The sequence below is a fragment of the Mycolicibacterium komossense genome (genome assembly GCF_025822605.1).
Classification (GTDB): domain Bacteria; phylum Actinomycetota; class Actinomycetes; order Mycobacteriales; family Mycobacteriaceae; genus Mycobacterium; species Mycobacterium komossense.
Map to the genome: position 1 here is coordinate 116,072 of NZ_JACKTY010000039.1, position 11,127 is coordinate 127,198.

Consider the following 11,127-nt stretch of genomic DNA (forward strand, 5'->3'; position numbering starts at 1 on the left):
GCCGGAACGGAAGTGGTCCTAGGATCAGCCACGTGCCCGCTACCCGTCCGTTGTCCCAGGGGCCCGTGCGTGTCCTCGTGTACAGCGATAACGCCGGTATCCGCGAACAGGTGATGCTGGCACTGGGAAAGCGGATCCATCCCGAGCTACCAGAATTGAGCTACCTCGAGGTGGCCACTGCGCCGGTCGTCATCGCGCAGATGGACGCCGGCGGTATCGACCTGGCCATCCTCGACGGCGAAGCCACCCCGGCTGGCGGGATGGGTATCGCCAAACAACTCAAGGACGAAATCATCGACTGCCCGCCGATCCTGGTGCTCATCGGGCGCGCCGACGATGCGTGGCTGGCCAACTGGTCCCGGGCGGAGGCGGCGGTTCCCCATCCGATCGACCCAATCCGACTCGGTGAGGCTGTCGTGGGCCTGTTGCGCGCACCGGCATAGCCACACAGCAACAAAAAACCGCTGTGGATCGAGAGCCGGCGGCAGCTCGAAAAGCACAGCGCGCCTTACAACTTCGGCCGGCACGCGGGCCCACCTGGATGTTGATCCGATCCTAACGAAAACGCGCCGGGTAGCCGTACAAGATCGCTAGGCTGTGTCGTAGCTCACATCGACAGCCCAAGCGAGGGAGCCGCTCCTTATGAACGACGGCATGCCATGAATCTCTATCTACCCATCCTGGTGCTCGGAGCAATCGCCGCCGCGTTCGCGATCGGATCAGTGGGGATCGCGTTGGTGATCGGTCCGCGCCGGTACAACCGGGCCAAATTGGAAGCCTACGAATGCGGTATCGAACCCGCAGTACAGCCGGTCGGGATGGGCCGGTTCCCGATCAAGTTCTATCTGACGGCGATGTTGTTCATCGTCTTCGATATCGAGATCGTCTTTCTCTATCCGTGGGCGGTGACGTTCGACTCGCTCGGGACATTCGCCCTGGTCGAAATGGGTTTGTTCATGGCGACGGTCTTCGTCGCCTATGCCTACGTCTGGCGGCGAGGTGGATTGGATTGGGACTAGAAGAGCAGCTGCCCGGCGGGATCTTGCTGTCGACGGTGGAAAAGGTGGCCGGTTTCGTCCGTAAGGGTTCGTTGTGGCCGGCGACGTTCGGCTTGGCCTGCTGTGCGATCGAGATGATGGCCACGGCCGGGCCGAGATTCGATATCGCCCGCTTCGGGATGGAGCGGTTCTCGGCGACCCCACGGCAGGCCGATCTGATGATCGTGGCCGGCCGGGTCTCACAGAAGATGGCACCGGTCCTGCGCCAGGTCTATGACCAGATGGCAGAACCGAAATGGGTGCTGGCGATGGGTGTCTGCGCGTCCTCGGGCGGAATGTTCAACAACTATGCGATCGTCCAGGGAGTCGACCATGTGGTGCCGGTGGACATCTACCTGCCTGGCTGCCCACCCCGGCCGGAAATGCTCCTGAACGCGATCCTGATGCTGCACGAGAAGATCCAGCAGATGCCGTTGGGTGTGCACCGGGACGAGGTGGTGGCGGCCGCCGAGAAGGCCGCGCTGGCGGCCCCGACCACCCTGGAGTTGAGGGGCCTGCTGCGGTGAGCTCATCCGACGAGGGCGAAACGATCGGTGTGCACCGAGGGATGTTCGGCATCCAGGGCACCGGCGATACTTCGGGTTACGGGCGGCTGGTCCGCGAGATCAACCTGCCCGGCAGCACGTCGCGACCCTACGGCGGCTATTTTGACGAAGTCGTCGACCAGCTCACGGGTGTGCTGGGCGAAGAAGGTTTCACCGCCGCTGTCGAGCGCATTGTCGTGCACCGGGATCAGCTGACCATCGAGGTGCGCCGCGTTCACCTGCCCGCCGTCGCTCAGGCTCTTCGGGATGACGACGCATTGCGGTTCGAATTGTGTTGCGGCGTATCGGGAGTTCACTATCCCGACGACTCCGGCCGCGAGTTGCACGCGGTGTACCCGCTGATGTCGATCACCCACAATCGGCGTATCCAAATCGAGGTCACCTGTCCGGATACCGATCCCCATGTGCCGTCTCTGTTTTCGGTGTATCCGACCACCGATTGGCACGAACGCGAGACCTATGACTTCTTCGGGATCATCTTCGACGGGCATCCTGGCCTGACCCGGATAGAAATGCCTGACGACTGGGTCGGACATCCCCAACGCAAGGACTACCCGCTAGGTGGCGTGCCGGTGGAATACCACGGCGCGCAGATCCCGCCCCCGGACGAACGCAGGGCGTACCGATGACCGATATCGCGGAAAACGTAATCACCCTCGGCGGTTCCGACTGGGATCAGATCGTCGAGGCCGCACAGGCCGGCGCGGCGTCCGGTGAACGCATCGTCGTCAACATGGGCCCCCAGCATCCCTCCACACACGGCGTGCTGCGGCTGATCCTGGAGATCGAGGGCGAGACGGTCACCGAAGCCCGCTGCGGTATCGGTTATCTGCACACCGGGATCGAGAAAAACCTCGAATACCGCAACTGGACCCAAGGCGTCACATTCGTCACCCGCATGGATTACCTGTCGCCGTTCTTCAACGAGACCGCCTACTGCCTCGGCGTCGAGAAGCTGCTCGGCATCACCGACGACATCCCAGCCCGAGCCAGCACCATCCGGGTGATGATGATGGAACTCAACCGCATCTCCAGCCATCTCGTCGCGCTCGCCACCGGCGGTATGGAACTGGGTGCGATGTCGGCGATGTTCTTCGGATTCCGGGAACGCGAACTGATTCTGACGGTGTTCGAGGCGATCACCGGGCTGCGGATGAACCACGCGTACATCCGGCCCGGCGGCCTGGCCGCCGATCTGCCCGACGACGGTGCCAGCCGGGTACGTGACCTGCTGAGAATCCTGCCCGGGCGACTGCACGAACTCGAAGAGCTGTTGCGGGACAACTCCATCTGGAAGGCCCGCACCGTCGACATCGGCTATCTCGATCTGACCGGCTGCATGGCACTGGGGATCACCGGCCCGGTACTGCGCTCCACCGGCTTGCCGCACGATCTTCGCAAGTCCGCACCGTATTGCGGCTACGAAACCTACGACTTCGACGTAATGACCGCAACCGGCTCTGACTGCTACGGCCGCTATGTGATTCGGGTCAACGAGATGATGGAATCGCTCAAGATCATCGGCCAGTGCGTGGACAGGTTGGAACCGGGTCCGGTGATGATCGACGACAAGAAACTGGCGTGGCCTGGGGATCTGAAGCTCGGGCCAGACGGGCTGGGCAACTCCCAAGAGCACATCGCCAAAATCATGGGTAGCTCGATGGAGGGGCTGATCCATCATTTCAAACTGGTGACCGAGGGCTTCCGCGTCCCCGCCGGACAGGTCTATGTCGCCGTCGAATCGCCGCGCGGCGAACTGGGCGTGCACATGGTCTCCGACGGGGGCACCCGGCCCTACCGGGTGCACTACCGCGACCCGTCGTTCACCAATCTGCAGGCGGTGGCCGCGATGTGCGAGGGCGGCATGGTCGCCGACGTCATCTCAGCTGTCGCGAGTATCGACCCAGTCATGGGTGGTGTGGACCGGTGATGAGCGCCTGCGCGAAGAACGGAGAGCGATGAGTGTGGACTTGGTGCTGGGGCCGCGACCCGACGAGGCGGGTCCACCGATCAACGGGCCAAGGTCCTATCCGGCCGATGTCGAGGCCCGCCTTGCCGTCGATGCCGAGCAGATCATCGCCCGTTACCCGCATCCCCGATCCGCGCTGCTCCCCCTGCTGCATCTCGTCCAGGCCGAGGACGGTTATCTGACCGCGGCCGGCATCGGTTTCTGCGCAACACAACTCGGGCTGACCGATGCCGAAGTGACCGCAGTGGCCACCTTCTATTCGATGTACCGGCGCACCCCCACCGGCACGTATTTGGTCGGCGTCTGCACCAACACGTTGTGCGCGATCATGGGCGGCGACGCCATCCTGAAGTCGCTGGAAGACCATCTGGGCATTCAGCCCGGGCAGACCACCGCAGACGGCGCGGTCACCCTCGAGCATGTCGAATGCAATGCGGCGTGCGATTACGCGCCCGTCGTGATGGTCAATTGGGAGTTCTTCGACAACCAAACCCCCGCCACCGCCTGCGCTCTCGTCGATTCGCTGCAGGCGGGTACTGAGGTCGTTCCCACCCGCGGTGCACCGCTGTGCACGTTCATCGAGACCGCCCGCACGCTGGCCGGGCTCGGCGGCCCGGCCCGGCCCGGACCTGGCGGCGCCGGCGCCGCGACGCTTGCCGGGTTGCGGATCGCGCACGAGCTCGAGATGTCGGCGCCGCCGGTTCCGGCGGCGCCCGACTCGACAGACCCTGCACCCGGGGACGCCGAGGCCGAAGCGGTCGAATCCGCGAAGAACGAACCCGCACCGGGTCCGTCGGCGACGGTGCCGGCCGAGCCAGGTACCGAGGAAACCGATCCCTCCGCGACGGACTCGGGGAACTGAATGCCGCACCAGACACCGCTGACCCCCGTCCTGAGCCGGTTCTGGGATGCCGACGAGCCGTGGTCGCTGGACACCTACCTCCGACATGACGGATACCAAGCCCTGGCCATGGCGCTGAGCATGCCACCCGACGATGTCATTGCGCTGGTGAAGGATTCGGGCCTGCGGGGGCGTGGTGGCGCGGGCTTTCCGACCGGCACCAAGTGGTCGTTCATCCCACAGGACCAGTCCGGAGCGGGTGCCAAGCCGCATTATCTGGTGATCAACGCAGACGAGTCCGAACCCGGCACCTGCAAAGACATGCCGCTGATGATGACCGCGCCACACTTCCTGGTCGAGGGCGCGATCATCGCGGCCTATGCCATTCGGGCGCATCATGCCTTCATCTACGTCCGCGGTGAGGTGGTGCCGGTGCTGAGACGCCTGCAGGCCGCCGTCGCCGAGGCCTACGAGGCGGGTTATCTGGGCACCGACATCCAGGGCTCGGGATTCGATCTGGAGTTGATCGTGCACGCGGGTGCGGGTGCCTATATCTGCGGCGAGGAGACGGCACTGCTGGATTCGCTGGAAGGCCGTCGCGGCCAACCCCGGTTACGCCCGCCTTTTCCGGCCGTCGCGGGCCTCTATGCCTGCCCGACGGTGGTCAACAACGTCGAGTCGATCTCGTCGGTACCGCCGATCCTGGTCAACGGGGTCGACTGGTTCAAATCGATGGGCTCGGAGAAGTCACCTGGCTTCACGCTCTATTCGCTGTCCGGCCACGTCACGACACCGGGCCAGTACGAGGCACCGCTGGGCATCACCCTGCGCGAACTCCTCGACTATGCAGGCGGGGTGCGGGCCGGTCACGAGCTGAAGTTCTGGACCCCCGGCGGGTCGTCCACCCCACTGCTGACCACCGAACACCTCGATGTGCCACTGGATTACGAAGGCATGGCATCGGTCGGCTCGATGCTGGGCACCAAGGCGCTGCAGATCTTCGACGAGACCACTTGCGTGGTCCGGGCCGTGCAGCGCTGGACGCAGTTCTACGCCCACGAGTCCTGCGGCAAGTGCACGCCGTGTCGGGAAGGCACCTACTGGCTGGCCCAGATCTACGAGCGACTGGAGACCGGTCGCGCCACCGAGGCCGATATCGACAAGCTCCTCGACATCGCCGACACCATCTTCGGGAAGTCGTTCTGCGCGTTGGGCGATGGCGCGGCCTCTCCCATCATCTCCTCGATCAAGTTCTTTCGCGACGAGTACGTCGCGCATCTTTCTGGGGGCTGCCCGTTCGACCCGCACGCCTCAATGCTCGCCGCACCTCAGGGGGTGGGGGTCTGATGTCACGTTTCTCTCGCGAGCAGACGCATACGCCCCCCATCCGTTGGCGTGTCGAGGGCGTTTTGCGTCTGCTCGGCGAAGAAAGTGGGGTGGCGTGACAACCGCGGAAGATAAGAACACGAGCCAGGTCGCCGTCGATATGGTGAGCCTGACCATCGACGATCACCAGCTCAGTGTTCCCAAGGGCACGTTAGTGATTCGGGCTGCCGAGTTGATCGGTGTGCAGATCCCGCGGTTCTGCGACCATCCCTTGCTCGAACCGGTCGGTGCCTGCCGGCAGTGCCTGGTCGAGGTGGAGGGTCAGCGCAAGCCGATGGCATCGTGCACCATCACCTGCACACCGGACATGGTGGTCCGCACCCAGCACACCTCGGCCTCGGCCGACAAGGCGCAACACGGCGTGATGGAACTGCTGCTGATCAACCACCCGCTGGACTGCCCGGTCTGTGACAAGGGCGGCGAGTGTCCGCTACAGAACCAGGCGATGTCCAACGGCCGGGTGGAAACCAGGTTCGAGGACATCAAACGGACGTTCCCGAAACCGATCAATTTGTCGTCACAGGTGCTGCTGGATCGCGAGCGCTGCGTGCTGTGTGCGCGCTGCACCCGGTTCTCCGATCAGATCGCCGGCGACCCGTTCATCGAACTACTGGAGCGCGGAGCGCTGCAACAGGTCGGCATCGCCACCGGCGAGCCCTTCGACTCGTACTTCTCCGGTAACACCGTTCAGATCTGCCCCGTCGGCGCGTTGACAGGTACGTCCTACCGGTTCCGCGCCCGGCCCTTCGACCTGGTGTCGAGCCCCAGCGTATGCGAGCACTGCGCATCCGGGTGCGCGCAGCGCACCGATCACCGCCGCGGCACCGTGTTGCGCCGGCTCGCCGGTGACGATCCAGCGGTCAACGAAGAGTGGAACTGCGACAAGGGCCGGTGGGCCTTCACCTACGCACAGGTCGGCGACCGGATCACCACGCCGCTCGTCCGCGACGAAGACGGCACGCTGAGGTCGGCGTCGTGGTCGGAAGCGCTCGGCATTGCCGCTGACGGACTGGCCGCGGCGGCGGGTCGAGCGGGCGTGCTCGTCGGCGGCCGGGTGACCGTCGAAGACGCCTACGCCTACAGCAAGTTCGCGCGGATTGTGCTGGGCACCAACGATATCGACATGCGAGCCCGCGCGCATTCGGCTGAGGAGGCCCACTTCCTCGCCGAGCACATCGCGGGCCGCCCGATGGCGGTGACGTACGCCGACCTCGAGAACGCTCCGGCGGTGGTGCTGGCCGGGTTCGACCCCGAAGAGGAATCTCCCATCGTCTTTCTGCGGCTGCGCAAGGCCGCCCGGCGCAACGGTGTCCAGGTTCTCTCGATCGCCCCGTTCGCCACCCGCGGATTGACCAAGATGGGGGGCCGGCTGCTCATGACCGCCCCCGGCGGGGAAGCCTCGGCACTGGACGAATTGGCCGACGAGCAGCTGCTGACGCAGCCCGGTGCAATCATCCTGGTCGGCGAACGGCTGGCGATCAGCCCGGGCGCGCTGCCGGCCGCCGCGCGACTGGCCGCAGCCACCGGCGCCACGCTGGCGTGGATTCCTCGGCGCGCCGGTGAGCCCGGAGCCATGGTGGCCGGATGCCTGCCGAATCTGCTGCCCGGCGGGCGCCTGGTCACCGACGAGCAGGCGCGTGACCAGGTTGCGGCCGCGTGGAATACCACCCCGCTGCCGGTCGAACCCGGCCGCGACACCACAGGCATCCTGGCCGCGGCCGCCGTCGGTGAGTTGCGTGCCCTGGTCATCGGCGGGGTCGACCCGCAGGATCTGCCCGACCCCGCGGCTGCGCTCGCCGCCATCGAGGCCACCTCGTTCGTCGTCAGCCTCGAACTGCGGGAAAGCGCGGTGACCCAGCTCGCCGACGTAGTATTTCCCGCCGCACCCGTCGTCGAGAAGGCCGGCTCCTTTCTCAACTGGGAGGGCCGGCTGCGGCCGTTCCTCGCGGCGCTGCCGAGCAACGCCACCCCCGACCTGCGCATACTGCAGACGCTGGCCGACGAGGTCGGTGTCGACCTGGGTTTCCGTACCGCCGCGGCGGCCGGTGAAGAACTGGCCAGGCTCGGCTGGCGACGTGGTGACATACCCCAGTCCCCCACGTTGGCTGCCGCTTCCCTGCCGGCTCCCGGACCCGGCGAGGCGGTGCTGGCTAGCTGGCGGATGTTGCTGGACGCCGGACGGTTACAGGACGGGGAAACCCACCTGGCCGGCACGGCGCGCCCCCCGGTGGTCCGATGCTCGGCCAACACTGCGGACGAGATCGGCGCCGCCGCCGGTGATCTGGTCACCGTCAGTACCGAGCACGGGTCGATCACCTTGCCATTGGCGATTACCGAAATGCCCGACCGCGTGGTCTGGCTACCGATGAACTCGCCGGGCAGCGCCGTGTACGCACAGCTCGCGACCACGGCGGGTGGGAAGGTCCGCATCGAGCGGGGAGGCATCTCATGACCTATCCGGATCCGAGGCTCTTCGGCCACGACCCCTGGTGGCTGATCCTGGCCAAGGCCCTGTGCGTCTTCGTCTTCCTGCTGCTGACCGTGCTGGTCGCGATCCTGGTGGAGCGCAAAGTGTTGGGCCGTATGCAGATGCGCTTCGGGCCCAACCGGGTCGGACCGAACGGAGTCCTGCAATCGCTGGCCGACGGTGTGAAACTCGCTCTCAAGGAAGGGCTCGTTCCTGCCGGGGTGGACAAACCCGTTTACCTGATGGCGCCGGTGATCGCGGTGGTGCCCGCTTTCCTGGCCTTCGCGGTGATCCCGATGGGTCCCGCCGTATCGGTGTTCAACCACCGCACCCCGCTACAACTCACCGACCTGGCGGTCGCCGTGCTCTACGTCTTGGCGGTCACCTCGGTCGGGGTGTACGGAATCGTGTTGGCCGGCTGGGCCTCTGGCTCGACGTATCCGCTGTTGGGTGGTCTGCGGTCGAGTGCGCAGGTGGCGGTCACCTCGGTCGGGGTGTACGGAATCGTGTTGGCCGGCTGGGCCTCTGGCTCGACGTATCCGCTGTTGGGTGGTCTGCGGTCGAGTGCGCAGGTGGTGTCCTACGAGATCGCGATGGCGCTGTCCTTCGCCGCGGTATTCCTCTACGCGGGTACCATGTCGACCTCCGGCATCGTCGCCGCCCAGACCCACACCTGGTATGTGTTCCTGCTGCTGCCGTCGTTTTTGGTCTATGTCACCTCGATGGTCGGCGAAACCAACCGGGCGCCGTTCGATCTGCCCGAGGCCGAGGGTGAACTGGTGGGCGGCTTTCACACCGAATATTCGTCGCTGAANTTCGCGATGTTCATGCTCGCCGAATACGTCAACATGACCACGGTCTCCGCGTTGGCGACNACGNTGTTCCTCGGCGGNTGGCATGCGCCGTGGCCGATCTCGTTGTGGGGCGGCGCCAATACGGGCTGGTGGCCACTGCTGTGGTTCACCGCCAAGGTCTGGGTGTTCCTGTTCGCGTTCATCTGGTTGCGCGCCACGCTGCCCCGGCTGCGGTACGACCAGTTCATGGCGATCGGCTGGAAGATGCTCATCCCGGTCTGGGTGTTCCTGTTCGCGTTCATCTGGTTGCGCGCCACGCTGCCCCGGCTGCGGTACGACCAGTTCATGGCGATCGGCTGGAAGATGCTCATCCCGGTATCGCTGGTCTGGATCATGGTTGTTGCCGTGACCCGGACCATCGAGCCCTCCGAAAGCGGTGCCCGGGCAGTGGTGATCTCGTTGGCGAGCGCCGCGATCGGGGGCGTCGCGGCCCTCCTCGGGTGGAAACTGCTGCAGTCGAAGAGAAAACGTCCGAGCGGTGGGCGCCCGGCGAGCGCGGACTCGATCAACGGCGGCTTTCCCGTTCCGCCATTGCCCGGCCAACGACCTCTGCCAGAGCCGATCATCGCCGAACCCGCCGTGCCCACCCGCAACGGGGTGCCGGTCCGCAACGGCGCACTGCTGACCTTCGGGAGCCACGATGTCTAAGCTGCACGGCACCTCCACCGGGTTCGGGGTCACCCTGCGGACCATGTTCACCAAGCCGATCACCGAGGAGTATCCCGAGCAGGAATCCCCGGTCGCCAGGCGGTATCACGGCCGGCATCAGCTCAACCGGTACGCGGACGGGTTGGAGAAGTGCGTCGGCTGCGAGTTGTGCGCCTGGGCCTGTCCGGCCGACTCGATCTTCGTCGAGGGCGCCGATAACACTGAGGAAGAACGTTTTTCGCCCGGTGAGCGCTACGGCCGGGTCTATCAGATCAACTATCTGCGCTGTATCGGCTGCGGGCTGTGCGTCGAGGCCTGCCCCACCCGCGCGCTGACCATGACCACCGTGTTCGAGCTGGCCGATGACAACCGCTCGGACCTGATCTACGGCAAGGACAAGTTGCTGGCACCGTTGCCAGCCGGTGCGCAGGCCCCGCCGCATGCGATGGTCGACGGAGCGACCGACCAGGACTACTACCGCGGCACTGTGACGAACGGTGTCCGGCGATGACATCACTCACGGAGACGGTGGTGTTCTGGGTGCTGGCGGTCCTCGCCGTGACTGGTGCCATCGGTGTGGTGGCGGCCCGCAAAGCGGTGTATTCGGCGCTGTTCCTGGCCGGCACGATGATCGTGCTGGCAGTCATCTATACCGTGCAGGGGGCGGTATTCCTCGGGGTGGTGCAGGTGGTGGTCTACACCGGTGCGGTGATGATGCTGTTCCTGTTCGTGCTGATGTTCGTCGGCGTCGACTCATCGGAGTCTCTGGTGGAAACCCTGCGCGGACAACGGGTTATCGTGGCCGCGGCCGGACTGGCCTTCGGCGTCCTTCTCATCGCGGCCATCGGGAATGTGTCCGTCGCCGGTGTGAGCGGCCGGGACGACCCGCACGACGGGGACAACGTGCGCGGCCTGGCCGGTCTGATCTTCACCAGATACCTGTGGGCCTTCGAGCTGACGAGTGCCTTGTTGATCACGGCCGCGCTCGGTGCGATGGTCTTGACGCATCGGGAGCGGACGGAACGGCGCAAGGATCAACGCGAGCTCTCCGAGGACCGATTCGGTCCCGGCGGGCACGCCACCCCGATGCCGGCACCCGGGGTGTACGCGCGGCATAACGCAGTCGACATCGCCGGCCTGTTGCCCGACGGTTCGGAATGCCATCTCTCGGTCAGCCGGACACTGCAGCGCAGGGGAGTGGAACTGACACTGCTCATATCCGGTGATGCTCTGCCGGATGCCGCCTCCAGAGACGAGGTTGCCCGGTGAGTTATCTGTATTTGTCGGTGTTGTTGTTCACGATTGGTGCGGCTGGAGTGTTGTTGCGGCACAACGCGATCGTGATGTTCATGTGCGTGG

Annotated in this window: 11 protein-coding genes and 1 pseudogene; all 12 read left to right on the forward strand. The window is 65.4% G+C overall.

From position 1 onward, the window contains the following. Positions 1 to 32: 32 nt before the first annotated feature. Positions 33 to 443, forward strand: a complete 411-nt coding sequence (locus H7J73_RS24500) for an Rv3143 family two-component system response regulator (RefSeq protein ID WP_264070320.1) — start codon at positions 33 to 35, stop codon at positions 441 to 443. Between the two features lie 216 nt (positions 444 to 659). Further along, entirely contained in the window at positions 660 to 1,019 is a 360-nt protein-coding gene (locus H7J73_RS24505; protein WP_264070321.1) for an NADH-quinone oxidoreductase subunit A, read from the forward strand. Continuing rightward, positions 1,010 to 1,564, forward strand: a complete 555-nt coding sequence (locus H7J73_RS24510; protein WP_264070322.1) for a NuoB/complex I 20 kDa subunit family protein — start codon at positions 1,010 to 1,012, stop codon at positions 1,562 to 1,564. The genes H7J73_RS24505 and H7J73_RS24510 overlap by 10 nt, the downstream gene beginning before the upstream one ends. 41 nt (positions 1,565 to 1,605) lie before the next feature. Beyond that, entirely contained in the window at positions 1,606 to 2,232 is a 627-nt protein-coding gene (locus tag H7J73_RS24515; RefSeq protein WP_264070338.1) for an NADH-quinone oxidoreductase subunit C, read from the forward strand. Continuing rightward, positions 2,229 to 3,533 carry an NADH dehydrogenase (quinone) subunit D gene (gene nuoD, locus H7J73_RS24520; RefSeq protein WP_264070323.1) on the forward strand — a complete coding sequence of 435 codons (1,305 nt, stop codon included), beginning with the start codon at positions 2,229 to 2,231 and terminating at the stop codon, positions 3,531 to 3,533. Before H7J73_RS24515 ends, nuoD begins: the two co-directional genes overlap by 4 nt. Positions 3,534 to 3,561: 28 nt before the next feature. After that, positions 3,562 to 4,434, forward strand: coding sequence for an NADH-quinone oxidoreductase subunit NuoE (gene nuoE / locus H7J73_RS24525; RefSeq protein WP_264070324.1), 873 nt, complete (start codon positions 3,562 to 3,564; stop codon positions 4,432 to 4,434). Further along, positions 4,435 to 5,760, forward strand: a complete 1,326-nt coding sequence (gene nuoF / locus H7J73_RS24530; protein ID WP_264070325.1) for an NADH-quinone oxidoreductase subunit NuoF — start codon at positions 4,435 to 4,437, stop codon at positions 5,758 to 5,760. It begins immediately after the preceding gene. A gap of 94 nt (positions 5,761 to 5,854) precedes the next feature. Then, positions 5,855 to 8,251 carry an NADH-quinone oxidoreductase subunit G gene (locus H7J73_RS24535; protein WP_264070326.1) on the forward strand — a complete coding sequence of 799 codons (2,397 nt, stop codon included), beginning with the start codon at positions 5,855 to 5,857 and terminating at the stop codon, positions 8,249 to 8,251. Further along, positions 8,248 to 9,768 (forward strand): complex I subunit 1/NuoH family protein, encoded by a 1,521-nt coding sequence (locus H7J73_RS24540; protein ID WP_264070327.1) that lies wholly within the window; start codon positions 8,248 to 8,250, stop codon positions 9,766 to 9,768. Before H7J73_RS24535 ends, H7J73_RS24540 begins: the two co-directional genes overlap by 4 nt. Further along, positions 9,761 to 10,279 (forward strand): NADH-quinone oxidoreductase subunit NuoI, encoded by a 519-nt coding sequence (gene nuoI / locus H7J73_RS24545; protein WP_264070328.1) that lies wholly within the window; start codon positions 9,761 to 9,763, stop codon positions 10,277 to 10,279. The genes H7J73_RS24540 and nuoI overlap by 8 nt, the downstream gene beginning before the upstream one ends. Beyond that, positions 10,276 to 11,037 carry an NADH-quinone oxidoreductase subunit J gene (locus H7J73_RS24550; protein ID WP_264070329.1) on the forward strand — a complete coding sequence of 254 codons (762 nt, stop codon included), beginning with the start codon at positions 10,276 to 10,278 and terminating at the stop codon, positions 11,035 to 11,037. Before nuoI ends, H7J73_RS24550 begins: the two co-directional genes overlap by 4 nt. Further along, positions 11,034 to 11,127, forward strand: a pseudogene (locus H7J73_RS24555) (NADH-quinone oxidoreductase subunit NuoK); the annotation flags it as partial. The gene H7J73_RS24550 and the pseudogene H7J73_RS24555, both read left to right, overlap by 4 nt.